Below are 24,119 nucleotides of genomic sequence, written 5' to 3'. Positions count from 1 at the left end.
GGATGACCCTTATGCACCCACACATGATCAAACTGCTGAGCCTCTCGGGTCTGACCCTCGGCCTGCTGGCGGCCAGCCAGGGCGTACGCGCCGATGAGGTCAAAGCCCCGACCTTCACCGCCGAACCCTGCTGCAGCCTGTGCCCGGCCGCCCATGACGCGAAGAACTACACCACGCGCTACCAGCAGAACTTCACCACCCTGGTGCAAGCCCAGGGCGACTGGCTGTTCCGTACCCAGGAAGACCTGCGCACCGAATTCGACACCACCCCGGCCGGCTACAAGCGCATGCAACAGTTGCACGATGCGTTCAAGAGCAAGGGCGTGGAACTGGTCGTTGTGTACCAGCCAACCCGTGGCCTGGTGAACCGCAACAAGCTCAACCCAGAGGAAAAGGCCAAGTACGATTTCGACAAGGCCCTGACCAACTACAAGACCATGCTCGGCCGCTTCGCCAAGATGGGCTACGTGGTGCCAGACCTGTCGCCGCTGACCAACGAACAACTGCCGGATGAATTGCCAGCCCACGATTTCTACTTCCGTGGCGACCAGCACTGGACCCCATACGGCGCCCAGCGCACCGCGAAAATCGTCGCGGCCAAGGTCAAGCAGATGCCGGAATATGCCGAGATTCCCAAGCGTGAGTTCGAGACCAAGCGCTCGGGCCGCATGGGCAAGACCGGCACCCTGCACAACATGGCCGGGCAACTGTGCGGTACCAGCTACGCGATCCAGTACATGGACCAGTTCACCACCGAGCCCAAGGGCGAAGCCGGTGACGGCGACCTGTTCGGCGATTCGGGCAACCCGCAGATCACCCTGGTGGGCACCAGCCACAGTGGCAAGAACTACAACTTCGCCGGCTTCCTGGAAGAAGAAATCGGCGCCGACATCCTCAACGTCGCCTTCCCCGGCGGTGGCCTGGAAGGTTCGATGCTGCAGTACCTGGGCAGCGATGAATTCCAGAAGAGCCCACCGAAGATCCTGATCTGGGAATTCTCGCCGCTGTACCGCCTCGACCAGGAAACCATCTACCGCCAGATGATGGCGCTGCTGGATAACGGCTGCGAAGGCAAGACCGCGCAAATGTCGGCCAGCGCCACGCTCAAACCCGGCAAAAACGAACTGATGGTCAACAGCGCCAACAAAGACCTGCGCAACGCCAACCACCAGGTCGATATCCGCTTCGCCGATCCGTCGGTGAAAACCTTGCAAGCCACCCTCTGGTACATGAACGGGCGCCACGAGGACATCAAGATCGAGAAACCCGAAACATCCGATACAGACGGGCGTTTCGCCTTTGAACTGCGCACCGATGAAGACTGGGCCTCGCAGAACTTGCTGGCCGTGGAAGTGCAGGGCCCCGAAGCGGGCGCTGCAGCGCAGAAGGTTGAAGCGAAAATTTGCACACGCAACGTATTTCCAAGCGGTGGTCAGCAGACCGCCCAACTCGGGAAGTGAGGTTACCTATGCAAAAGTTATTGCTCCCTGGCCTGCTGGGCCTGGCCATGTTCGCAGGTTCCGTCAATGCGGCGGCGCCACTGCGTCCGCCCCAGGGCTATTTCGCACCGATCGAAGCATTCAAGACCGGCGACTTCAAGAATGATTGCGACAGCATGCCAACGCCCTACACCGGGCCGTTGCAGTTTCGCAGCAAATACGAAGGCTCCGACAAGGCCCGTTCGACCTTGAATGTGCAGTCGGAAAAAGCCTTTCGCGACAGCACCGCCGACATCACCAAGCTGGAAAAAGACACCAGCAAGCGCGTGATGCAGTTCATGCGTGACGGCCGCCCACAGCAGCTCGAATGCACCCTGAACTGGCTGGTGTCATGGGCCAAGGCCGATGCGTTGATGTCCAAGGACTTCAACCACACCGGCAAGTCGATGCGCAAATGGGCATTGGGCAGCATGGCCTCGGCCTATGTGCGCCTGAAGTTCTCCGAGTCGCAGCCACTGGCCAAGCACCCGCAGGAAGCCCAGCAGATCGAAGCCTGGTTCAACAAGCTGGCCGACCAGGTGGTGAGCGACTGGGACAACCTGCCCCTGGAAAAAACCAACAACCACTCCTACTGGGCCGCCTGGTCGGTGATGGCAACGTCCATCGCTACCAACCGCCGCGACCTGTTTGATTGGGCGGTGAAGGAATACAAAGTCGGCGTGAACCAGGTCGATGACCAGGGCTTCTTGCCGAACGAATTGAAGCGTCAGCAACGCGCCCTGTCGTACCACAACTACGCGCTGCCGCCGCTGTCGATGATCGCCAGTTTTGCCTTGGTCAACGGCGTGGACCTGCGCCAGGAAAACAATAGCGCGCTCAAGCGCCTGGGTGACAAGGTGCTGGCCGGGGTGAAAGACCCGGACATCTTCGAACAGAAGAACGGCAAAGAGCAGGATATGAAGGACCTCAAGGAAGACATGAAATTTGCCTGGCTTGAGCCCTTCTGCACCCTCTACACCTGCGCGCCGGATGTGATCGAACGCAAGCATGGCATGCAACCGTTCAAGACCTTCCGTCTGGGGGGTGACCTGACCAAGGTCTACGACCCGGCGCATGAAAAAGGCAACAAAGGTTCCTGACAAATTAATTGAAGAAATGGGTTCCCCATGTGGGAGCGGGCTTGCTCGCGAAAGCGGTGTGTCAGTCGGCACATCTGTAACTGAACTGCCGCTTTCGCGAGCAAGCCCGCTCCCACAGTTTGAACCGGTTTCGTCAGTAGAAATGCAATACAGCCTCCCCCGAAATCGTGGGGGGGTTTGGGGGGGCTCTGGCCCTTGACTGTTGGTTAAACATGGAGAGATCGGGATGGTTTTCTCGTCCAATGTGTTCCTGTTTCTGTTCTTGCCGATCTTCCTCGGCTTGTACTATTTGAGCGGGCAACGCTATCGCAATCTGCTGCTGCTGATTGCCAGCTACGTGTTCTACGCCTGGTGGCGAGTGGACTTCCTGGCGCTGTTCGCGGCCGTCACGCTGTGGAACTACTGGATCGGCCTAAAGGTGGGTGCCGCCGGTGTACGCACCAAGCCGGCGCAGCGCTGGCTGTTGCTCGGCGTGGCGGTCGACCTGTGCATCCTCGGCTACTTCAAGTACGCCAACTTCGGCGTCGACAGCATCAACGTGATGATGAAGTCGGCGGGCCTGGAGCCGTTCATCCTCACCCACGTGCTGTTGCCGATCGGGATCTCGTTCTACATCTTCGAGTCCATCAGCTACATCATCGACGTGTACCGTGGCGACACCCCGGCGACCCGCAACCTCATCGACTTTGCAGCGTTCGTGGCGATCTTCCCGCACCTGATCGCCGGGCCCGTGCTGCGCTTTCGCGACCTGGCCGACCAGTTCAACAACCGCACCCACACCCTGGATAAATTCTCCGAGGGCTGCACGCGGTTCATGCAGGGTTTTATCAAGAAGGTCTTTATTGCCGACACCCTCGCGGTGGTGGCCGACCATTGCTTCGCCCTGCAAAACCCCACCACGGGCGATGCCTGGCTTGGCGCGCTGGCCTACACCGCGCAGCTGTACTTCGACTTCTCCGGCTACAGCGACATGGCCATTGGCTTGGGCTTGATGATGGGTTTCCGCTTCATGGAAAACTTCAAGCAGCCCTACATCAGCCAGTCGATCACCGAGTTCTGGCGGCGCTGGCACATCAGCCTGTCCACCTGGCTGCGTGACTACCTGTACATCACCCTGGGCGGCAACCGTAAAGGCACGCTGACCACTTACCGCAACCTGTTCCTGACCATGCTGCTCGGTGGCCTGTGGCACGGCGCGAACATCACCTACATCGTGTGGGGCGCCTGGCACGGCATGTGGCTGGCGATTGAAAAAGCCATCGGCCTGAACACCGCGCCGCGCAGTTTCAATGTATTGCGCTGGGCCTTCACCTTCCTGCTGGTGGTGATGGGCTGGGTGATCTTCCGCGCCGAAAACCTGCACGTTGCCGGGCGTATGTACGGTGCGATGTTCAGCTTTGGCGAATGGTCACTGTCGGAACTCAACCGCGCCAACCTCACCGGCCTGCAAGTGGCAACCCTGGTAGTGGCTTACGCAACGCTGGCGTTCTTCGGCCTGCGCGACTTCTACACCAACCGCCCTGCCGACAAGGCCAAGCCAGCCGACCCAAGCCTGATCAAGGCCGTACCCGGCGACAACCCTGGCAGCATCCACGAGCCCGGTTTCAGCGTGGGCCGTGACGCTGCCGTGCAACCGGCCTACTGGACCGCTGACTGGCCACGCTACGCCATGCGCGGCGCGGTACTGCTGCTGTTCGTGGCGTCGATTCTCAAACTGTCGGCGCAGAGTTTCTCGCCGTTCCTTTACTTCCAATTCTGAGGGAGCCGACCATGACCCGTTCATTACGCGTCCTCTACATCAGCCTGTTCCTGGTGCTGTTGCTGGCACTTGGCGCCTGGTCGCTGCGCAGTTTCTTTGGCTTCAGCACCAACGCCGATGCCACCGTGCTCAACGGTCGCTGGACCAAAGCCGTCGAGACCCACTACGACGACGAGTTCCCGATCAAGCGCCTGGGCACCAACCTGTGGGCGGCACTGGACTACAAGCTGTTCAATGAAGGCCGCCCTGGCGTGGTGCTGGGCCGTGATCACTGGTTGTACAGCGACGAGGAGTTCAACCCCGCCGTCAACGAAGACCAGAACCTGCAAGGCAACTACGCGCTGGTCGAAGGCGTGCGCCAGAAGCTCAAGGCCCAGGGTATCCAACTGGTGATGGCGATAGTGCCGGCCAAGGTGCGCCTGTATCCGGAGCATCTGGGGGAAGTGAAACCGGCCAGCGTGCACGCCAATCTGTACCAGGATTTCCATGCTCGAGTGGCGGCGGACAACATTCCGGCCCCGGACCTGCTCGGCCCGCTGCAACAGGCCAAGCTGAGTGGCAAGCAAGTGTTCCTGCGCACCGACACCCACTGGACCCCAGACGGTGCCGAAGTCGCCGCCAAGCAATTGGCCAAGGCGATTGCCGACAAGACCCCACTGAGCGGCGAGCCGCAGCGTTTTGTCACCGAGGCCGAGAAAACCGAGCCGCATAAAGGCGACTTGCGTTTGTTCCTGCCCCTGGACCCGCTGTTCGAAAACCTGATGCCGCCTAAAGAGCCGCTGGAAAAACGCGTCACCCACCTGGCCGAACAGAAAGGTGATGACGCGCTGTTCAGCGACAGCGAAACCCCGGTGGCACTGGTGGGCACCAGCTACAGCGCAAACCCCAACTGGAACTTCGTCGGTGCGCTCAAGCAAGCCTTGCACAGCGACGTGGTCAGCTACGCCGAAGACGGCCACGGCCCGATCCTGCCGATGCTCAGCTACCTCAAAAGTGATGACTTCAAGAACAGCCCGCCGCAGGTGCTGATCTGGGAGTTTCCTGAACGCTATCTGCCCGTTAACAACGAAATCGGTGATGCCGACCCGGCCTGGGTTGCGCAGCTTAAACAAGCCGGTTCGCGCCAACAGAACATGGCAATCAACACATCTAAATCCGAGACGCCCGACCGGGCGCAAAACTGAAAGAGAGGTAACTCACATGACTTTCACTACAACTCCTCGTCGTCTCGCTAAAACCCTGGCAATCGCTGCGGGCCTGAGCTTCGTATCCCTGTCGGCCTTCGCTGGCGGTGACGCCGCCCTGTACGGCCCGACTGCGCCAAAAGGCTCCAGCTTTGTGCGTATCTACAACGCCAGCAACCAGGAAGTCAGCGCCACCGTCGGCAGCACCAACCTCAGCGACGTTGCGCCACTGGCCAGCAGCGACTTCAGCTTCATGCCCGGCGGTGACTACAGCGCCAAGGTCGGCAGCCAGACCCTGCCGGTCAAGCTGGCCGCCGACCACTACTACACCCTGGTCAACAGCGGCAGCGGCCAGCCGCAGTTGATCGAAGAGCCACCGTTCAAGAACAAGCAGAAATCCCTGGTGCGCGTACAGAACCTCAGCGACAAGGCCCTGACCCTGAAAACCGCCGACGGCAAGACCGATGTGGTCAAGTCGGTGGCTGCCAAGGGCCGTGGCGAGCGTGAGATCAACCCGGTGAAAGTGAGCCTGGCGTTGTATGACGGTGACAAGAAAGTCGGCGATGTGAAGCCGGTTGCGTTGGAACGCGGTGAAGCGGCGGTGCTGTATGTCACCGGCTCAGGTTCGAGCCTGTCGCCAGTGTGGGTGAAACGCCCAGTGTCGACCCGCTGATTAGCTTTTGAAATTGACGCTCGTCCCTTGTGGGAGCGGGCTTGCTCGCGAATGCAGTGGTTCAGTTGCAGATGTGCCGACTGACACCCCGCTTTCGGGAGCAAGCCCCCTCCCACAGGCTCTGACCCAAACTGATTCAAGGAGAAACACCCATGATCCCAGTAATCCTTTCCGGTGGTAGCGGCTCACGTCTTTGGCCGCTTTCGCGCAAACAGTTCCCCAAGCAGTTCCTGGCTCTGACCGGCGAGCACACCTTGTTCCAGCAAACCCTGGAGCGCCTGGTGTTCGAAGGCATGGACGCCCCCATCGTGGTCTGCAACAAAGACCACCGTTTCATCGTCAACGAGCAACTGAGCGCACGCAAGCTCGACTGCCAGCGCATCCTGATGGAACCGTTCGGCCGCAACACTGCGCCGGCCGTGGCCCTGACCGCGATGATGCTGGTCAACGAAGGCCGTGACGATTTGATGCTGGTACTGCCCGCCGACCACGTGATCGACGACCAGAAAGCCCTGCAACGCGCACTGGCCCTGGCTACCGTGGCCGCCGAGCGTGGCGAGATGGTGCTGTTCGGCGTGCCAGCCACCCGCCCGGAAACCGGCTACGGCTACATCAAGTCCACCAACGATTCGCTGCTGCCTGAAGGCGTGAGCCGCGTGCAACAGTTCGTGGAAAAGCCCGATGAAAAACGTGCGGTCGAGTTCGTCAAAAGCGGCGGCTACTTCTGGAACAGCGGCATGTTCCTGTTCCGCGCCAGCCGCTTCCTCGAAGAGCTGAAAAAGCATGATCCGGACATCTACGACACCTGCGTGCTGACCCTGGAGCGCAGCGAGCAGACCGCCGACACCGTGACCTTCGACGACGCCACCTTCGCCTGCTGCCCGGACAATTCCATCGACTACGCCGTGATGGAAAAAACCCAACGCGCCTGCGTGGTGCCATTGGCTGCTGGTTGGAGCGATGTGGGTTGCTGGGCTTCGCTGTGGGCGGTCAACGATAAAGACGCCAACGGCAACGTGAGCAAAGGCGACGTGGTGATCCAGGACAGCCGCAACTGCATGGTGCACGGCAACGGCAAACTGGTGTCGGTGATCGGCCTGGATAACATCGTGGTGGTGGAAACCAAGGACGCGATGATGATTGCCCACAAGGACAAGGTCCAGGGCGTCAAGCAGATGGTCAACACCCTCAACGAGCAAGGCCGCAGCGAAACCCAGAACCACTGCGAAGTCTATCGCCCGTGGGGTTCCTACGACTCGGTGGACATGGGCGGGCGCTTCCAGGTCAAGCACATCTCGGTCAAGCCGGGCGCGTGCCTGTCGCTGCAGATGCACCACCACCGCGCCGAACACTGGATCGTGGTCAGCGGCACCGCCGAAGTCACCTGTGACGAGAACGTGTTCCTGCTCTGCGAAAACCAGTCCACCTACATCCCCATCGCCTCGGTGCACCGCCTGCGCAACCCGGGCAAGATCCCGTTGGAGATCATCGAGGTGCAATCGGGCAGCTACCTGGGTGAAGACGATATCGAGCGCTTCGAAGATATCTACGGGCGCTCGACACCGGTTGAACGTGGCGTATCGGTGAAAACTATCGCGCAGTAAAACAGTCGTACAAGAAGCCCTCGCCCAGCCCATTGCGTCCCCTATCCGCAGTGGGTTGGGTGGGGGCTTTTTCTTTGGGGTTTGTGGTGCCTGTACAGGCGTCATCGCAGCATAGGTATCTACACAACTTCGGGTAGTGCGCCGAACCTGTGGCGAGGGAGCTTGCTCCCGTGGCGACCGGACAGCCGATGCTTATCTACCTGACGCCCCGCGATCAAACTGTGGGAGCGGGCTTGCTCGCGAAGGCGGCCTGGCAGTCAACACCGTTGGATTGTGTGTATATCCATTCCTGCGGTAACGGCCACTTTGGGTTCCGCCCTGACGGCGGCTCACTTTTGAAAAGCGCAAAAGTAAGCAAAACGCTCTTGCCCCACCACTCGGCACCTCGCTTAGGCTCGGTGTGCCCGTAATTCGCCAGCGTGGTTTAACGGGGCGCTTGAGATCAAGATCACAAGCAGATCAAGATCAAGAGCGGCTCGCTTCGCATCGTGGTTACCGTTGGCTGCTACAACCTACAAAATTGTGTAGATACCTATGCTCATCGCAGGCAAGCCAGCTCCCACAGTTGACCGCGCCCCCACTTTAGAATGCGGTCGAATGTGGGAGCTGGCTTGCCTGCGATGGCGTCCGCCCGGCCAACACAATGCTCAAGGTAACCAATCCCACCTAAGCTTAAGTTAGGATGCTGGTTCCCTATTCGAGGTGGTCTCCATGTTCTTCGGCGTTCTCCTGATCATCACCTGGCTGGTCCTGCTGCTGCGCTACCCCGCCAAGGCGCTGCCGGTATCGTTGGCCGCTGCCGTCGGCCTGGGGTTTGTCGCAGTGTGGGTGGTATGGCTGGACAACCGCGAAACGTCGCAACTGGCGCGCCTTGAGCTGCGCATCACCTACGCGCCGCAAGACTGCCCCGCCGACCGACCGCTCAAACTGACCCTCAACAACGGCAACGACGTACCGCTCACCGAACTGCGCTGGCGCGTGGCCGCCTATGCGCCGGGCGATACGGTCAACCTGGCCGACAATGTCTACGCCGCTCCGCGCTATCGCGGCCCCGGCGAGTTGCAGGCGGGTGCTACCTGGGAGGATTGCCTGCCCACCCCGCCGCTGCGCCCTGGCTATCGCCCACAAACCCTGGAATTTCGCGCCGAGCACCTGCAAGGCAGTTTCTCGGACTGACAAAGGATGGACCCATGCCCAACGTACTGATCACCGGTTGCTCCAGCGGCATCGGCCGTGCCCTCGCCGAAGCCTTCAAAGCCGCAGGCTTCGAGGTATGGGCCAGCGCCCGCAAACCCGATGACGTCGCCGCGCTTACTGCCGCAGGCTTTAATGCCCTACAACTGGACGTCAACGACAGCACCGCCCTGCAACGCTTGTCGGAGCAATGGAGCGAGCTGGATGTACTGATCAACAACGCTGGCTACGGCGCCATGGGCCCATTGCTCGACGGCGGCACCGAGGCGATGCAGCGCCAATTCGAGACCAATGTGTTTTCCATCGTCGGCGTAACCCAGGCGCTGTTCCCCGCCCTGCGTCGCAGCAAGGGCCTGGTGGTGAATATCGGCAGCGTTTCCGGCGTATTGGTGACGCCGTTCGCCGGCGCCTACTGCGCGTCCAAAGCCGCTGTGCATGCGTTGAGCGATGCCCTGCGCATGGAGCTGGCACCGTTTGGCGTGCGCGTGATGGAAGTCCAGCCGGGTGCGATCAATACCCGCTTTGCAAAGAATGCCGGCGCCCAGGCCGAATTGCTGATCCACGAACAGTCGCCATGGTGGCCATTGCGCGAGGGCATTCGTGCACGCAGCCAAGCGTCCCAGGATAAACCCACTCCAGCCAGTGAATTTGCCGCAGACGTGCTCAAGGCGGTGCAGCAAGGACAACCACCGCGCCTGCTGCGCTCGGGCAACGGCAGCCGGGCGTTGCCGTGGATGGCGGCGCTGTTGCCCAAGGGGTTGTTGGAGAAGGTGTTGAGGAAGCGCTTTGGCTTGGGCGGTACACTCTAAGGCTTCATGAAATCAATAAACGCCCGCACCTTCAGCGGCAAATGCCGCGTGTCCGGGTACATCGCGTAAACCCCTTGCGGGGCAAAGCGATGGTCCGCCAGCACGCGTACCAAGCGTCCCGCATCCAGATCTTCCTGCACCAGCCATTGCGGTAAAACCGCCACACCGTGGCCGCGCACGGCAAACGCCTGGAGGACCGACGCGCTGTCGGCCACCAAGGCTGACGGGCCGGCTCGATAAGAGTGTTCAAGACCTGCCGGGTCGGTCACGCTCAATTCGCTCAAGCGGCCATGGCCCAGCCTGGGCACCTGCTCCAAGTCGCACAGGGACTGAACCCCGGCAAACTGCGGCGCGGCGACGGCAAACACCTCGAACGTCGACAACTGCACGGCGCGGTGGTTGGAATCCATCAAGCGCCCCAGCCGTATCGCCACGTCAAAACGCTCGGAGATCAGATCCGCGTGGGTGGAGGATGTGGATAAGTGGATGTTCAGGTCCGGATGCAGGCGCCGAAAGGCTTCCACCGCAGGGCCGACCACAGCCAGGGCATATTCGACGGTGGTAGTGATGCGCAGGGTGCCTTTGAGTTGGGCATGCTCACTGCGGGCTTCTTCTACCGCCAGGCGCGCCTCTTCAAGCATGCGCGTGCAGCGCAGGTAGAAGCGTTCGCCGGCGTCGGTGAGCGCCAGTTGGCGGGTGTTGCGGGTCAGCAGGGTGACGCCGAGTTCCGCTTCCAGGCGCTTGAGGTTGAAGCTGACCACGGCGCTGGTCTGGCCGAGCAGATCCGCGGCAGCAGTGAGCGAGCCGGCTTCGACCACGGCCTTGAAGGTGTCAAATCGGTCCAGGCTGACCATGGCGGACGCCCTCCTTTGTCAAAATATTTTTGACAAACTAGCAGGCAAACCGACGTATCCCAAACCCTGCGTGCGGCCTACCCTGCCGGCTTCACTCGCAGGAACGCGTTCATGACCTACCGCTCGAAAGTCGCCTGGATCTTTTTATTCGGTTTTGCCCTGGACCTGGTGAACATGTTTGTCGCCACCGTCGCCTACCCGGACATTGCCCGCGAGCTGCACGCCTCGGTCACGCAACTGGCGTGGATCAGCAACGCTTACATGCTCGGGCTGACCCTGATCATTCCCTTGAGTGTCTGGCTGGCAGCGATCATGGGCGAACGCACGCTGATCGCCACCAGCCTGCTGCTGTTCGCCGGCGCCTCGGTGATGGTGGGCCAGGCCGGTTCCATCGAGGCGTGGATAGGCTGGCGCGCGGTGCAAGGGCTCGGCGGCGGCTTGCTGATTCCCGTGGGCCAGGCCATGGCGTACCGGCACTTTCCCGCCGCCGAGCGCAGCCAGCTGACGGCGCGGGTGATGTCGGTGGCGTTGCTGGTGCCGGCGTTATCGCCAGCGTTGGGTGGGGTGATTGTCGACAGTGTGTCCTGGCGCTGGATTTTCTACGCCAACCTGCCCCTGGCCCTGATCACCCTGCTGCTGGCCTTGCTGTGGATAAAACCCGACGCGCCCACCCGCGTGCGCCCGCCTTTGGACCTGAGCAGTATTTTCAAACAGGTTGCCAGTCCGATGCTGCGCGTGGCGATGCTGGTCTACCTGTGCATACCCGGCGTGTTTATCGGCACCAGCCTGATCGCCATCCTTTATGTGCGCAGCCTGGGCTATGACGCCACCCAAACCGGCGCGCTGATGCTGCCCTGGGCACTGGCCTCGGCAGTGGCAATCTACCTGAGCAAGAAACTCTTCAATCGCTGCGGTCCCAAACCCTTGCTACTGGCGGGCATGGCGCTGCAATGTGGTGGCATCCTGTTGCTCAACGAGCCGGCCCTGATCATTGCCGCCTATGTGTTGATGGGCCTGGGCGGCAGCCTGTGCAGCAGCACCGCGCAAACCCTGGCCTTTCTGGATATTGCGGCCGAGCGCATGGGCCACGCCAGGGCGTTGTGGAACATGAACCGTCAAGTAAGCTTCTGCGTCGGCGCCGCCGTGCTCAGTGCAATCCTGTCGGCCTTGGATTCCTTCGCCATAACCTTCACGATGGCGCCAGCTCTGACCCTGTTGCCGCTTTTCGCAGTGTTGCGCCTGGATGCTTCCAGAGTACGCACGCTGCTTCACCCTTGCAGCGAGCCCAAGCATGATTGACTACAGCGATTTTTTTGAAGAAGTGATCCAGACCCACGTCGAGATCGAGCAATGGTGTGCCGGGGTTGCGCCTCAGGGCACGCTGGAAAATCTGCTGGCGCGCTTCTCACCCGAGTTCAGCATGATCGCGCCCGCCACCGGAACGCGGGTCAACAGGGCCGGGGTCAATGCGTTGTTTACGCGCCTGGGCGGGATGCGCCCGGGGTTGAAAATCACCTTGAGTGAAATGACCGGGATTGATCGTCATGCACGGGGGGCCACGGTGACGTATCGCGAGCATCAGGTGGATGACAGTGGCACCCAGACCGACCGCCGCGCCACGGTGGTGTTTGAGAAACAGGCCAGTGGCGCGCTGTTGTGGCGGCACTTGCACGAGACCTTTATCAAAGCCTGACGCGTTCAAATGTGGGAGCTGGCTTGCCTGCGATGGGCAACGGTAACCACGATGCGAAGCGAGTCGCTCTTGATCTGCTTTTGATCTTGATCTTAAGCGCCCCGTCAAACCACGCTGGCCGGAATTCGACAGGGATTTGGGGGGTAAACCGGCAGGGATGCCGGTTTAGCCGCCCCGCGCCATGGATGGCGCGTGGCGGCGGCCCCCCAAATCACTGGCGGATTACGGGCACACCGAGCCTAAGCGAGGTGCCGAGTGGTGGGGCAAGAGCGTTTTGCTTACTTTTGCGCTTTTCAAAAGTGAGCCGCTGTCAGAGCGGAACCCTAGGTGGCCGTTACCTAAATAACGGATATGTACCCGGTTCAACTGTGTTGACTGTTAGGCAGTCTTCGCAGGCAAGCCAGCTCCCACAGTTGGATCGTGGGGTGTCAGGTAGATAAGTGTCGGCTGCCAGGCAAGCCAGCCTCCCACAGTTTAGTTTTGCGTTGGGTTCACGATGACAGTGCAGGTAATGCCTGCCGCCAACAACACGCCTTCCGGCACTTCATCAATGTGAATCCGCACCGGCACACGCTGGGCCAACCGCACCCAGTTAAAGGTCGGGTTCACATCGGCGATCAGTTCACGGCTCTCGGGGTTATCACGGTCGTAGATACCGCGGGAGATGCTTTCCACATGGCCCTTCAAGGTCTCGCCGCTCATCAATTGCATATCGGCTGTGTCACCCACCTTCACATGGGGCAGCTTGGTTTCTTCGAAGAAGCCATAGACCCAGAACGAATTCATATCCACCACAGCCATCTTCGCCTCGCCAATACGCGCATAGTCGCCGCGATGCACATTGAGGTTAGTGACATAACCGTCTACCGCCGCCAGCACTTGCGTGCGTTTCAAGTTGAGTTCGGCGGCCTCCAGTTGCGCCAAGGCGTGCTGATAATCGGCCAGGGCCGAGTCGGCGATGTTGCTGGCGTCGTCGCGGTTTTCCTTGGAGATCACCAAAGCGTCCAGGTCGGCGCGGCGGTGCGCGTTGACCTTGCGCATTTCCCAGGTGGCCTTGCGTGAGGCCACCAGCGATTGCGCTTGCTTGACGGCAATGCGGTAGTGCTCGGGGTCGATCTGCATCAGCAGGTCGCCTTTTTTCACCAACTGGTTATCACGTACCGGCACGTCCACCACTTCACCGGTGACGTCAGCCGCCACATTGATAATGTCGGCGCGCACCCGGCCATCGCGGGTCCACGGCGTTTGCATGTAGTGCACCCACAACGTGCGGCCAATCCAGATCGCCAACGCCAGAACCAGCAAGGTGGCGAGCAGGCTGAAGAACTTTTTCATCGGAGCATTCTCAACGGTAGACGCTCAGCGCCAGGGCGCCGAACAGGCAAGCGAACAGGCTCAGGCGCAGCAGCGCCGGGTGCCAGAAAAACCGGTACAGGTCGAACCCGGCCAGGAAGCGGTCAACCGCCCAGGCCAGCCCCGCGGCGATCAGGAACATCAGGGTCATGGTCGGCATATAGATGCCGTGGAATGCAATTTCACGCGGCATTCGGGGCTCCTTTGAGGGCGGCCAGAGGCGATTGCGGGTCCAGCAACGAGGTGCGAATAAAGTGCAGGTAGCTCTTCACCCGGCGCAGGGCCGAGGTGTCGAAGTGCGGGGCGAAGGGTTCGTCGGTGGCCTGCACGCGGCTGATCGCATGGTCGACGGCAATCAACCCGCGCTCCAGGTTGCTGGCGCTGGGTTGCAGGAACAGCCGCACCAGCGAGCGCCCCATCACACGGATCGCCTGGCGCCACGGCTGGGACTCGGCATACGCCGGGTGCACCGGCAAAATCGCCTGCTCCTTGCGCAGCTCGATGATCGCGTGGCCGACCTCCAGCACCACGAACATCCAGCGCAGCAAATCGCGCTGCACCTGCGGCTGGCCGACCGCAAGCCCGTAGGCCTGGTGCAGCAGGTCGCGGGTGCGGCTTTCAAAGCTCGACGCCAGGCCCTTGAGCTTGCCGCTGATGGCATACACCACTTGCTCACGCAGGTCTTGCTCCATACGGCGCCACAACCAGCGGCTGTTGGGCGGCAAAATGATCGCCCCTGCCGCCGCGCACACCAGCATGCCGATGACCATGGCGATGTAGTCGTTGATAAAGAGGTAAGGGTTGTAGACCGTGAGGTTATCCGGCACCGAACCGGTGCTGAAGAAAATCAGCAGGCCCACGCCCACGCCGGCGTATTGGGGGCGTGACGACAGAAAGGCACCGAAGATAATCACCGGTGCGAGCATCACGCACAGCAGCGGGAAACCATCGATCCAGGGGAACACGAAGAACATTTCGACAAAGCCGACCAACGCGCCGATCAAAGTGCCGCAGGCCATCTGGAACGCCATGCGCTTGGGGTTGGGCGTGGCAGCAGACAGGCCCACCGTGGCCGCCGCGATCAAGGTCATGGTGGCGCCGCTGGGCCAGGCCGTGGCCACCCAGTAACTGCCCAGCACAATCAGGATAAACGAGGCGCGCACACCGGCCGCGGCACAGGCCAACCAGTTGGTCTTTGGCGTGTAGGCTTCGTGCCAATCCTCCCGCGCATGGCGATGCTCGGCCAGGGACGCGTGGGTTTGCGCGTAGTTGTGCAGGTCGTCGACGAAGCGGTACAGCAGCTCGTAGGCGGTGTGGAAATCCAACTGCTCGGCGTCCGTCGGGTTGTCCTCCTGGAAGCTCGCCCGCAGGCTGCGCACCTTGGCGGGCAGGCCGTCCTTGTAGGCGCTCAACTGGTTGACCAGGCGCGCGGCATCGGGGCTGGTGAGGGCGCGGCCAGAGAAGCTGTCGAGCACTTCGGCCAGGTCTTGCAGGCCGGGCTTGATCGCTGCCACCACATGGTCGGCCTCATCGGCGCGCAAGCGTTCAAGCAACTGGTGCAGGGCGTTGAAGCGTGTGGTGATGCTCATGAATTCGCTGTTGAGGCGACTGAGCCGCCCGTTGCGCCGACGCATGTGCGGGTCTTCGAACACGGTGACACTGCGCACGCCTTCCAGGCCCACGGCTTCGGCAATAAAGCGCACGTTGCTGGCCTCGAAGCCTTCGCGCTGGCTGCGCCCGCGCAGGCCGTCGGTCACGAACAGCGCGAACACGCCAAAGCGCTGGTACAGCGCGTTGCGCATGGCGGCGCTGGAGGTCTGCGGCAGGATGGCGGCGCTGACCAGTGTCGAGCACAGTATCCCCAGGGAAATTTCCAACACCCGCCACACCGCCGCCATAAAGGCGCCGTCCGGGTGGGCCAGGGCCGGCAGGCCGACCATCGCCGCGGTGTAGCCGGCGAGCACGAACCCATAGGCGCGAAAGTTGCGGTTGCGCGTGGCGCCAGCAGTGCAAATGCCCACCCAGATCGCCAGCGCACCGAGGAACAGTTCGGTGTTCTGCGCAAACAGGGCGATCAACAGCACCATCACCGCCGAGCCTGCCAAGGTCCCGAGGAAACGGTAGAAACTCTTGGCGAACACCTGGCCGCTCTGGGGCTGCATCACGATAAATACGGTGATCATCGCCGTGCGCGGTTGCGGCAGTTCCAGACGCATGGCCAGCCACAGCGTCAGGAACGCGGCGACCAGTACTTTGAAGATATACACCCAGGTCACGCCATCGCTGCGTGCCCAGTCGAAGAAACCACGGCGCCACTCAAGGGAATGCAGCCAGCGCAGCGGTGCAGGCAAGGGAGTCATCGAATCCTACTCAGTGATCAAACACGGCGAGCGCCGCCGGGGTCTTGCTTGGGCGTGTCTTGGCAGCCGTGGGCACATCGTCGCCAGCGCCGAGGCCGCCGCCCAGGGCGGTCACCAGTTCGGCATGGGCACTCAGGCGCGCCGCCTGCACCTGTTGTTCGATCTGCTGCTGACGAAACAACAAGGTTTGGGCGTTGAGCACGTTGAGGTAGTCCGTGAGGCCACGTTGATAGGCGATCATGGCGATGTCGTAGGTTTTCTGCGCCGAGGCCACCGACTGCGCGGCGAAGGCCGATTGCTTGTCCATGGACTCACGGCGGATCAACTGGTCGCTGATGCCCTTGAGCGCATTGACCAGGGTCTGGTTGTACTGGGCCACCGCGATGTCATAGCCGGCACTGGCTTCGCCCAATTGCGCACGCAGGCGGCCGCCGTCGAAGATCGGCAAGGTGATCGCCGGGCCGACGTTGTAGTTGAATTTCTTGCCGGCCAGGAATTCCAGCATGCCGCCGCCGGTGGCCATGTAACCGAGGCTGCCGACCAGGTCGACGTTGGGGTAGAAGCCTGCATGAGCCACATCGATACCCCGCGCCTGGGCCGCTACCTGCCAGCGACTGGCAACCACGTCCGGGCGTTGGCCGAGCAACTGCGCGGGCAGGCTGGAGGGTAATTTCAACGGCGCGGCAAGGGCCAGGGTCGGACGCTGCAATTGCGCGCCCTCCCCCGGGCCTTTGCCGGCCAACGCCGCCAGTTGGTTACGGCTCAGGGCGATTTCCTCGTCCAGGGCATCCAGTTGGCGATGGGTTTCCGGCAGCGGAGTTTCGGCCTGGCTGACGTCAAAGTGAGTGCCGATCCCGGCGCTCAGGCGTTTGTTGGCCAGATCCAGTATTTGCTGTTGCTGGGCCAGGGTGGCGGCCGCGATGTCGCGGTTGGCGTACTGCAACGACAGCTGAATGTATGCGCGCACCACATTGTTTTGCAGTTCGAGCTGGGCCAGGCGCGCTTCGGCGGCGCTCATGTGCGCCAGGTCGACGGCGCGTTCGGTGCTGTTGCTTTCCCGGCCCCACAGGTCGAGGGCGTAGCTAAGGCCCAGAGACGAATTGTTGTCCCAGGTGTTGGCGCCGCTCAGTTCGCCGGGGCCGTAGAACTGATCCTTGGGCCAGTTGTGGCGCTTGAGGGTAGTGTCGCTGTTGATCTGCAGCGACTCGGCCGACTCTGCCACCCCGGCCAGCGCCCGGGCTTGGCGCACGCGGGCGGCGGCCACGGCCAGGCTGGGGCTGTTATGGGTGGCGAGTTCAACCCAACGGTTGAGCTGCGGGTCGCCGTAGGCCTGCCACCATTGGGCGGTGGGCCAGTGGGCGTCGCGGGCGGCGCTCTGGATCGCGGCGTCGGTGGCCAGGATGTTGGCGTTGATCGCCTGGCCTTGGGGGGCGATTCCTCCGGTTCCGATGCAACCGCTGATGACTGACGTTAAAGCCCAAACACTGAGAGTCTTCAGCTCTCTGCTGATGCGACGCGGCACGGCAAGCGAATTCCTGAGAGGGTGTTGCGCAAGAGGTGGCGCAATTCTAGGCGGCGGCAGGGAGGACGATAAGCTGGCATTCCTGTGAATCTTTGTTACCGTTCAGGCGATAATCCGTTGGTAGGGATCACTCAAAGCGTAACTTTCTGTCACAATTTGCTATCTCCCTTGAGAACACTCCATGGACACTTTGCAAAACATGCGCGCCTTCAGTTGTGTGGCCGAAGCCGGCAGCTTCACCGCCGCCGCCGTGCAACTGGACACCACCACGGCCAACGTCTCGCGCGCGGTCTCCAATCTTGAGGCCCACCTGCAAACCCGCTTGCTCAACCGCACCACCCGGCGCATCGCGCTGACCGAAGCCGGCAAACGCTATTTGCTGCGCTGCGAGCAGATCCTCGCCTACGTCGAGGAAGCCGAGGCCGAAGCCAGCGACGCTCACGCGCGCCCCGCCGGGCAGTTGAAAGTGCACACCATGACCGGCATCGGCCAGCATTTCGTCATTGACGCGATTGCCCGCTACCGCCGCACTCATCCCGACGTGACCTTCGACCTGACCCTGGCCAACCGCGTGCCGGACCTGCTCGACGAGGGCTACGACGTGTCCATCGTGCTGGCCAGCGAACTGCCGGACTCAGGTTTTGTGTCCCAGCGCCTGGGCATCACCTACAGCATCGCCTGCGCCTCGCCGGACTACGTCAAGGCCAAGGGCTGCGCACAACGGCCCCAGGATTTGCTCAACCATGCGTGCCTGCGCCTGGTCAGCCCGGTGGTCCAGCTGGACAAATGGACCTTCAACGGTCCGGAAGGCCAGGAAAGCGTGGCAATCAACAGCTCGCCGTTTCTGGTGAATTCGGCCGACGCGATGAAAACCGCGATCACCAGCGGCATGGGCGTCGGCCTGCTGCCGGTATACGCCGCCATCGAAGGGCTGCGCAACGGCACGCTGGTACGGGTGATGCCGACCTACCGCTCCCAGGAGCTGAACCTGTACGCCATCTACCCCTCGCGCCAATACTTGGATGCGAAGATCAAGACCTGGGTGGAATACCTGCGCGGTTCGTTGCCGGAAATTCTGGCTGCGCACCAGGCGGAGTTGGTGGCGTATGAGTTGAGCGGTGCTGTGGGTGGCGTGCGGATGGCGACCTAACAACCCCTGTAGGAGCGAGCTTGCTCGCGAAAAACCTGAGGGCAACGCATTCAATCTGGATCAACGCGTTATCGATGACGTTTTTCGCGAGCAAGCTCGCTCCTACAGGTTTTGTGCTGAGGGGATAAATGTTAGCGTGCTCAGCATTCTCCCGTAGTCGATGAGCCCGCCCGCCATGAAAAAGACTGTTCTGGCCTTCAGCCGTATCACCCCACCCATGATCGAACGCCTGCAACAGGATTTCGAGGTGATCGCGCCCAACCCCAAGCTGGGTGACATCAACGCACAGTTCAACGAAGCCCTGCCCCATGTCCACGGTTTGATCGGCGTGGGCCGCAAGTTGGGCCGCGAGCAACTGGAAAGCGCGAGCAAGCTGGAGGTGGTGTCCAGCGTATCGGTGGGCTACGACAACTACGATGTGCCGTACTTCAACGAGCGCGGGATCATGCTCACCAACACCCCCGATGTGCTCACCGAAAGCACTGCCGACCTGGCCTTTGCGTTGCTGATGAGCAGCGCACGCCGCGTGGCCGAATTGGATGCCTGGACCAAGGCCGGCCAATGGAAAGCCAGCGTGGGCGCGCCGCTGTTTGGTTGCGACGTGCACGGCAAGACCCTGGGCATTGTCGGCATGGGCAATATCGGCGCGGCCGTGGCCCGGCGTGGGCGCCTGGGCTTCAATATGCCGATCCTTTACAGCGGCAACAGCCGCAAGACCGCGCTGGAGCAAGAACTGGGCGCGCAGTTTCGCAGCCTGGATCAGCTGCTGGCCGAGGCGGATTTCGTCTGCCTGGTGGTGCCGTTGAGCGACAAGACCCGTCACCTGATCAGCACGCGGGAGCTGGCGTTGATGAAGCCCAGCGCGATCCTGATCAATATCTCCCGTGGGCCGGTGGTGGATGAACCGGCGCTGATCGAAGCCCTGCAAACCCAACGCATTCGTGGTGCTGGGCTGGATGTGTATGAAAAGGAACCGCTGGCTGAATCGCCGCTGTTCCAGCTGAGCAATGCCGTGACCCTGCCGCATATTGGTTCGGCCACCGATGAAACCCGCGAAGCCATGGCCAATCGCGCGTTGGACAACCTGCGCAGCGCGCTGCTGGGTCAACGCCCCCAGGACCTGGTGAACCCGCAGGTCTGGAAGGGCTGATACCGGACTTGAGGTGGGAGCTGGCTTGCCTGCGATGACGGCCTGCCAGCCGACACTTCTCTGTCTGACTCCCCACAATCCCACTGTGGGAGCGGGCTTGCTCGCGAAGGCGGCCTGACAGTCAACACAGTTGGATTGTGTATATATCCATTGCTGCGGTAACGGCCACTTAGGGTTCCGCCCTGACGGCGGCTCACTTTTGAAAAGCGCAAAAGTAAGCAAAACGCTCTTGCCCCACCACTCGGCACCTCGCTTAGGCTCGGTGTGCCCGTAATCCGCCAGTGATTTGGGGGGCCGCCGCCACGCGCCATCCATGGCGCGGGGCGGCTAAACCGGCATCCCTGCCGGTTTACCCCCCAAATCCCTGTCGAATTACGGCCAGCGTGGTTTAACGGGGCGCTTGAGATCAAGATCACAAGCAGATCAAGATCAAGAGCGGCTCGCTTCGCATCGTGGTTACCGGTGGCTGCGGCGAACTGCACAGTTGTGTAGATACCTATGGCCATCGCAGGCAAGCCAGCTTGCATATAAACAGTGTGCCGACACAAAATCCGGTTAAAGCCCCGGCCAGCCAAGTCGATAACTCTCTATAGATCGTCATCCCTGATCCACAGAAGGTTTTTATGTCCACCACCAAAGCCCGCGCAGACTCACTCTCGCTTCTGCTCTTTACCTTGCGCAGCGGCAAGCTGATGGCCATCAACCTGTTGAAAGTCAGCGAGATCATCCCCTGCCCGCCGCTGACCAAGCTGCCGGAGTCACACCCGCACGTCAAAGGCATCGCCACCTTGCGCGGCGCGTCTTTGTCAGTGATCGACCTGAGCCGCGCCCTGGGTGAAATGCCCTTGCAAGACCCGGACGGCGGCTGCCTGATCGTCACCGATGTCAGCCGTTCCAAGCAGGGCCTGCATGTGCAGGCGGTGAGCAAGATCGTGCATTGCCTGACCACCGATATCCGCCCGCCGCCCTACGGCTCCGGCGGCAATCGGGCGTTTATCACCGGGGTTACCCAGGTGGAAGGTGGCCTGGTGCAGGTGCTGGATATCGAGAAAGTCATCCATGGCATCGCCCCGGCACCGGTTGAAGCGGCGCCGACCGACCTGACCATGGAAGAAGCCGAAGTGCTGGGCAATGCCCGCATCCTGGTGGTGGACGACAGCCAGGTGGCCTTGCAGCAATCGGTACACACCCTGCGCAACCTCGGCCTGACCTGCCACACCGCCCGCAGCGCCAAGGAAGCCATCGACGTGTTGCTGGAGCTGCAAGGCACGGTTGAACAGATCAACGTGGTGGTGTCGGACATCGAGATGTCTGAGATGGACGGCTACGCCCTCACCCGCACCTTGCGCGAAACTCCGGATTTCAAGGACCTCTACGTGCTGTTGCACACCTCCCTGGACAGCGCGATGAACAGCGAAAAAGCACGCCTGGCCGGTGCCGACTCGGTACTCACCAAATTCTCATCCCCCGAATTGACCAAATGCCTGGTCATCGCCGCGCAAACCGTGGCGCAAAAGGGCCTGTAAGCCTTGGCCGAGTATTACCAGCTGCTGCGTCGCGACCTCACCGGCAGCCTGCCCGCCCCGCAATGGCCAGCGGATACCCGGCTGGATCATTATCGCGATGAACTGGCCCCGGCGATCCATGCCGTACTGCGCATGACCCAGGACCAAGGCGGCGGCCGTGTCGGCCATTTGGATGAGTGGCGCCGGCAGTTCGTCACCGATGCCGAGTACGACCCGACGCTGTGCCTGGTCGCCAGTAACCGCGACGGTATTCTCGGCGTGGCACAATGCTGGACCAGCGCCTTTATCAAGAACCTGGCCGTCCACCCCTGTGCCCAAGGCCAAGGGCTGGGCCGCGCCTTGCTGCTGCATAGCTTCCAGGTGTTCAAGCAGCGCGGCGAACCCTATGTGGACCTCAAGGTGCTGGAGAGCAACCTGCGCGCCCGCCAACTGTATGAAAGTGCGGGCATGGGGTTTGTGCTGCGCGACATCCTATCCAAGGGCTGACCCTCACTGGCGCATAACTTGCTTCCAGAGCCCCTGAGCGGTCGATAGAGGTAAAAACCCGTCACCCCTCAAGCGTGCCCTCTGACCTTGCCTGGTGACAGATCCGCCATGAACACACACTTTTCCTGCGTCGGTTGCGGCAAATGCTGCAGCGACCATCATGTGCCACTGACCCTCGAAGAAGCCCGCAGCTGGGCGGCGGACGGCGGCAACGTCATCGTTCTGGTGGAGGGCTTTCTTGGCAACGGCCTGGGCCTGCCCCTGCAACAACGGGAACACGCCGAGCGCCGTTCAGTGGTCGTGCCCAGCGGCAATACCGAGGCGTTTGTGGCAATCACCTTTGCCGCCTACAACGCCGGACGCTGCCGGAATCTTGACGAAGACAACCGCTGCCGCATCTACGAACGGCGCCCGCTGGTGTGCCGCATCTACCCGATGGAGATCAACCCGCATATCCCACTGAACCCAAGCACCAAAGACTGCCCGCCGGAATCCTGGGAGCAAGGCCCCGCGCTGATCGTCGGTGGTGAATTGATGGACACGCAACTGGCCGAACTGATTCGCCGTTCGCGCCAGGCCGACCGTGATGACGTACAGACCAAGGAAGCCGTATGCGCGTTGCTCGGCATCCGCACGACCGCCCTCAAGGGCGACGGGTTTACCGCGTACTTGCCGGACATGCAGGCGTTTGCCCAGGCGATTGAACTGGCGATTGAACAGCCGGCGGTGGCCAATGAATGGGTGTTTCATGTGTCCGGGATGGACATCGCCGAACAGGTGCTGGATGCCGGGGCACAAATTGCCACGGAAGTGCCGGCCAATTATGCGTTTATCTCGCTGAGAGCGGCATAGATAACGACACAACTGTAGTTCGCAGCAACCAACGCTAACCACGATGCGAAGCGAGCCGCTCTTGATCTGCTCTTGATCTGCTCTTGATCTGCTCTTGATCTGCTTTTGATCTTGATCTCAGGCGCCCCGTTAAACCACGCTGGCCGGAATTCGACAGGGATTTGGGGGGTAAACCGGCAGGGATGCCGGTTTAGCCGCCCCGCGCCATGGATGGCGCGTGGCGGCGGCCCCCCAAATCACTGGCGGATTACGGGCACACCGAGCCTAGGCGAGGTGCCGAGTGGTGGGGCGAGGACCTTTTGGTTACTTTTGGGTCCTTCCAAAAGTGACCCGCTGTCAGAGCGGAACCCTAAGTGGCCGTGACCGCAGGAATGGATATGTACACAATCCAATTGTGTTGACTGCTAGGCCGCCTTCGCGAGCAAGCCCGCTCCCACAGTAGGATCGTTGGGGTGTCAGATAGCTGGGCGTCGGCTGTCAGGCCGTCATCGCAGGCAAGCCAGCTCCCACAGTTGGATCTTGGCGTGTCAGGTAGATAGGCGCCTCACGGGTGCAGAGCGGCACTCACACATTCGCGATCATGAATGGGGCGGCAATACATCGAGCCGATACGGCTGAAGAATGCGCTGGTACTCGCCATTCTGCATCAATTGCTCAAGCGCATGATTAAGCTCATTACGCAACGCAGTATCGGTTTTTCGCACCGCAATCGCCACGCTATTACCCAGCAGGCCCGACGACACAGGCGCCCCCATGTAATCGAAGTCCAGCCCCTGGGGCGTGTCGAGCAGCGCTTCACGGATCTCCACCGCGCCTTGCAGGGTCGCGTCGATATCGCCCGAAACCAGGCTCTGCACCAGTTGGTCGTTGAGCCAGAAACTCCTGATGATCACCCCCGCCGGCGCCCACTGCGACAGGGCAAAAGCTTCACGATTACTGCGCACCAGCACCCCGACACGCTTGCCCTTGAGGGACCGTCGATCAGGACGCAGGCCCGAGGTTTTACGCGCCACCAGCCGGGTGGTGATCGGGTAGAGGTCATCGGTGAAGCTCACCCGTTGCCGCCGACGGCAGGTGGTGGCCATGCCCATGATCGCGTCGAATTGCCTGGCCTCGAGAGCCGGGAAGTTTTCCATGACGATTTGGTCAACCCAAGTACAGCGCACGTTGAGCTGCTCGCACAGGGCATTGCCCAGTTCGATATTCAACCCCACCAATTGCCCTTGGGCATTGCGGCTTTGAAAGGGCGGAAAATGCGCGGCAACGGCGAAACGGATTTCACGCCGCGGTTGAACGTCGGCGGCGACGGCACTCGTCGAGAGCAAGAGAGCAAGCACTGCACAGAGGTGTATCAGGGCCACGGGAATGTCCT

Annotated in this window: 21 protein-coding genes; 15 read left to right on the top strand and 6 right to left on the bottom strand. The window is 61.5% G+C overall.

The genetic code is table 11. The features are described 5' to 3' along the window. The first annotated feature begins 11 nt into the window (after positions 1-11). The 8 genes from MF6394_RS04405 (at position 12) to MF6394_RS04370 (ending at position 9,801) form a co-directional block, all read left to right on the top strand. The gene (locus tag MF6394_RS04405; RefSeq protein ID WP_044272117.1) at positions 12-1,460 is read left to right on the top strand and encodes an alginate O-acetyltransferase; all 1,449 of its coding nucleotides are present in this window, start codon (positions 12-14) and stop codon (positions 1,458-1,460) included. 8 nt (positions 1,461-1,468) lie between these two features. After that, complete coding sequence (locus MF6394_RS04400) at positions 1,469-2,578, top strand: mannuronate-specific alginate lyase (protein ID WP_014717003.1); 1,110 nt, start codon at positions 1,469-1,471, stop codon at positions 2,576-2,578. Positions 2,579-2,804: 226 nt separating this feature from the next. Beyond that, positions 2,805-4,337 carry an MBOAT family O-acyltransferase gene (locus MF6394_RS04395; protein WP_047712628.1) on the top strand — a complete coding sequence of 511 codons (1,533 nt, stop codon included), beginning with the start codon at positions 2,805-2,807 and terminating at the stop codon, positions 4,335-4,337. Between the two features lie 11 nt (positions 4,338-4,348). Further along, positions 4,349-5,521, top strand: a complete 1,173-nt coding sequence (locus tag MF6394_RS04390; protein WP_069557873.1) for an alginate O-acetyltransferase — start codon at positions 4,349-4,351, stop codon at positions 5,519-5,521. A gap of 16 nt (positions 5,522-5,537) precedes the next feature. After that, complete coding sequence (locus MF6394_RS04385) at positions 5,538-6,194, top strand: alginate O-acetyltransferase AlgF (RefSeq protein WP_034134560.1); 657 nt, start codon at positions 5,538-5,540, stop codon at positions 6,192-6,194. Between the two features lie 152 nt (positions 6,195-6,346). After that, complete coding sequence (locus MF6394_RS04380; protein WP_032893494.1) at positions 6,347-7,798, top strand: mannose-1-phosphate guanylyltransferase/mannose-6-phosphate isomerase; 1,452 nt, start codon at positions 6,347-6,349, stop codon at positions 7,796-7,798. A 711-nt stretch (positions 7,799-8,509) separates the two neighbouring features. Next, positions 8,510-8,974 carry a multidrug transporter gene (locus MF6394_RS04375; RefSeq protein ID WP_078466233.1) on the top strand — a complete coding sequence of 155 codons (465 nt, stop codon included), beginning with the start codon at positions 8,510-8,512 and terminating at the stop codon, positions 8,972-8,974. 14 nt (positions 8,975-8,988) lie between these two features. Further along, on the top strand, positions 8,989-9,801 hold the full coding sequence (locus MF6394_RS04370) for an SDR family oxidoreductase (RefSeq protein WP_044270489.1): 813 nt from the start codon (positions 8,989-8,991) through the stop codon (positions 9,799-9,801). On the opposite strand, the gene MF6394_RS04365 is transcribed toward MF6394_RS04370, so the two are convergent. After that, the gene (locus tag MF6394_RS04365) at positions 9,798-10,655 is read right to left on the bottom strand and encodes a LysR family transcriptional regulator (RefSeq protein ID WP_078466232.1); all 858 of its coding nucleotides are present in this window, start codon (positions 10,653-10,655) and stop codon (positions 9,798-9,800) included. The genes MF6394_RS04370 and MF6394_RS04365 overlap by 4 nt on opposite strands. A 111-nt stretch (positions 10,656-10,766) precedes the next feature. On the opposite strand from MF6394_RS04365, the gene MF6394_RS04360 reads away from it, so the two are divergent. Together MF6394_RS04360 and MF6394_RS04355 are read left to right on the top strand one after the other, a co-directional pair. After that, the gene (locus MF6394_RS04360; protein ID WP_078466231.1) at positions 10,767-11,954 is read left to right on the top strand and encodes an MFS transporter; all 1,188 of its coding nucleotides are present in this window, start codon (positions 10,767-10,769) and stop codon (positions 11,952-11,954) included. Continuing rightward, positions 11,947-12,348, top strand: a complete 402-nt coding sequence (locus MF6394_RS04355) for a nuclear transport factor 2 family protein (RefSeq protein WP_078466230.1) — start codon at positions 11,947-11,949, stop codon at positions 12,346-12,348. Before MF6394_RS04360 ends, MF6394_RS04355 begins: the two co-directional genes overlap by 8 nt. Before the next feature lie 474 nt (positions 12,349-12,822). On the opposite strand, the gene MF6394_RS04350 is transcribed toward MF6394_RS04355, so the two are convergent. From MF6394_RS04350 to MF6394_RS04335, 4 genes are read right to left on the bottom strand one after another with little or no spacing between them, the layout of a single operon-like run. Continuing rightward, positions 12,823-13,683 carry an efflux RND transporter periplasmic adaptor subunit gene (locus MF6394_RS04350; protein WP_044270477.1) on the bottom strand — a complete coding sequence of 287 codons (861 nt, stop codon included), beginning with the start codon at positions 13,681-13,683 and terminating at the stop codon, positions 12,823-12,825. A gap of 10 nt (positions 13,684-13,693) precedes the next feature. Next, entirely contained in the window at positions 13,694-13,894 is a 201-nt protein-coding gene (locus MF6394_RS04345) for a DUF1656 domain-containing protein (RefSeq protein WP_003188711.1), read from the bottom strand. Continuing rightward, positions 13,884-16,061, bottom strand: a complete 2,178-nt coding sequence (locus MF6394_RS04340) for an FUSC family protein (RefSeq protein ID WP_078466229.1) — start codon at positions 16,059-16,061, stop codon at positions 13,884-13,886. The genes MF6394_RS04345 and MF6394_RS04340 overlap by 11 nt, the downstream gene beginning before the upstream one ends. A gap of 10 nt (positions 16,062-16,071) precedes the next feature. Next, positions 16,072-17,583 (bottom strand): efflux transporter outer membrane subunit, encoded by a 1,512-nt coding sequence (locus MF6394_RS04335; protein WP_078466228.1) that lies wholly within the window; start codon positions 17,581-17,583, stop codon positions 16,072-16,074. 181 nt (positions 17,584-17,764) lie between these two features. Here MF6394_RS04335 and MF6394_RS04330 point away from each other — a divergent pair, with 181 nt between their 5' ends. The 5 genes from MF6394_RS04330 (at position 17,765) to MF6394_RS04305 (ending at position 22,747) form a co-directional block, all read left to right on the top strand. Beyond that, positions 17,765-18,733: a LysR family transcriptional regulator gene (locus MF6394_RS04330; RefSeq protein WP_047712624.1), complete on the top strand. Its 969-nt coding sequence runs from the start codon at positions 17,765-17,767 to the stop codon at positions 18,731-18,733. A 175-nt stretch (positions 18,734-18,908) separates the two neighbouring features. Continuing rightward, positions 18,909-19,883, top strand: a complete 975-nt coding sequence (locus tag MF6394_RS04325) for a 2-hydroxyacid dehydrogenase (RefSeq protein WP_078466227.1) — start codon at positions 18,909-18,911, stop codon at positions 19,881-19,883. A gap of 623 nt (positions 19,884-20,506) precedes the next feature. Continuing rightward, positions 20,507-21,409, top strand: a complete 903-nt coding sequence (locus MF6394_RS04315; RefSeq protein ID WP_044271959.1) for a chemotaxis protein CheV — start codon at positions 20,507-20,509, stop codon at positions 21,407-21,409. A gap of 3 nt (positions 21,410-21,412) precedes the next feature. Next, a complete protein-coding gene (locus tag MF6394_RS04310; RefSeq protein WP_044271957.1) occupies positions 21,413-21,895 on the top strand; it encodes a GNAT family N-acetyltransferase in 483 nt (160 codons plus the stop codon). Between the two features lie 108 nt (positions 21,896-22,003). Then, positions 22,004-22,747, top strand: a complete 744-nt coding sequence (locus MF6394_RS04305; protein WP_078466225.1) for a YkgJ family cysteine cluster protein — start codon at positions 22,004-22,006, stop codon at positions 22,745-22,747. A gap of 578 nt (positions 22,748-23,325) precedes the next feature. Here the strand turns inward: MF6394_RS04305 and MF6394_RS04295 are convergent. Beyond that, positions 23,326-24,108 carry a transporter substrate-binding domain-containing protein gene (locus MF6394_RS04295; RefSeq protein WP_078466244.1) on the bottom strand — a complete coding sequence of 261 codons (783 nt, stop codon included), beginning with the start codon at positions 24,106-24,108 and terminating at the stop codon, positions 23,326-23,328. Positions 24,109-24,119: the final 11 nt, after the last annotated feature.

The organism is Pseudomonas sp. MF6394, from assembly GCF_002018845.1.
GTDB classification, from domain to species: domain Bacteria; phylum Pseudomonadota; class Gammaproteobacteria; order Pseudomonadales; family Pseudomonadaceae; genus Aquipseudomonas; species Aquipseudomonas lactis.
Note: the sequence above shows the minus strand (reverse complement) of the source record. Positions and strands in the feature narration are given on the sequence as shown.

What these genes read in the sequence shown, in the direction of transcription:
- MF6394_RS04305 (WP_078466225.1), top strand. Translation starts at nt 22,004, where the DNA reads ATGAACACACACTTTTCCTGCGTCGGTTGCGGCAAATGCTGCAGCGAC.
- MF6394_RS04405 (WP_044272117.1), top strand. Translation starts at nt 12, where the DNA reads ATGCACCCACACATGATCAAACTGCTGAGCCTCTCGGGTCTGACCCTC.
- MF6394_RS04390 (WP_069557873.1), top strand. Translation starts at nt 4,349, where the DNA reads ATGACCCGTTCATTACGCGTCCTCTACATCAGCCTGTTCCTGGTGCTG.
- MF6394_RS04360 (WP_078466231.1), top strand. Translation starts at nt 10,767, where the DNA reads ATGACCTACCGCTCGAAAGTCGCCTGGATCTTTTTATTCGGTTTTGCC.
- MF6394_RS04375 (WP_078466233.1), top strand. Translation starts at nt 8,510, where the DNA reads ATGTTCTTCGGCGTTCTCCTGATCATCACCTGGCTGGTCCTGCTGCTG.
- MF6394_RS04385 (WP_034134560.1), top strand. Translation starts at nt 5,538, where the DNA reads ATGACTTTCACTACAACTCCTCGTCGTCTCGCTAAAACCCTGGCAATC.
- MF6394_RS04330 (WP_047712624.1), top strand. Translation starts at nt 17,765, where the DNA reads ATGGACACTTTGCAAAACATGCGCGCCTTCAGTTGTGTGGCCGAAGCC.
- MF6394_RS04325 (WP_078466227.1), top strand. Translation starts at nt 18,909, where the DNA reads ATGAAAAAGACTGTTCTGGCCTTCAGCCGTATCACCCCACCCATGATC.
- MF6394_RS04345 (WP_003188711.1), bottom strand. Translation starts at nt 13,894, where the DNA reads ATGCCGCGTGAAATTGCATTCCACGGCATCTATATGCCGACCATGACC.
- MF6394_RS04380 (WP_032893494.1), top strand. Translation starts at nt 6,347, where the DNA reads ATGATCCCAGTAATCCTTTCCGGTGGTAGCGGCTCACGTCTTTGGCCG.
- MF6394_RS04370 (WP_044270489.1), top strand. Translation starts at nt 8,989, where the DNA reads ATGCCCAACGTACTGATCACCGGTTGCTCCAGCGGCATCGGCCGTGCC.
- MF6394_RS04365 (WP_078466232.1), bottom strand. Translation starts at nt 10,655, where the DNA reads ATGGTCAGCCTGGACCGATTTGACACCTTCAAGGCCGTGGTCGAAGCC.
- MF6394_RS04355 (WP_078466230.1), top strand. Translation starts at nt 11,947, where the DNA reads ATGATTGACTACAGCGATTTTTTTGAAGAAGTGATCCAGACCCACGTC.
- MF6394_RS04395 (WP_047712628.1), top strand. Translation starts at nt 2,805, where the DNA reads ATGGTTTTCTCGTCCAATGTGTTCCTGTTTCTGTTCTTGCCGATCTTC.
- MF6394_RS04340 (WP_078466229.1), bottom strand. Translation starts at nt 16,061, where the DNA reads ATGACTCCCTTGCCTGCACCGCTGCGCTGGCTGCATTCCCTTGAGTGG.
- MF6394_RS04350 (WP_044270477.1), bottom strand. Translation starts at nt 13,683, where the DNA reads ATGAAAAAGTTCTTCAGCCTGCTCGCCACCTTGCTGGTTCTGGCGTTG.
- MF6394_RS04400 (WP_014717003.1), top strand. Translation starts at nt 1,469, where the DNA reads ATGCAAAAGTTATTGCTCCCTGGCCTGCTGGGCCTGGCCATGTTCGCA.
- MF6394_RS04315 (WP_044271959.1), top strand. Translation starts at nt 20,507, where the DNA reads ATGTCCACCACCAAAGCCCGCGCAGACTCACTCTCGCTTCTGCTCTTT.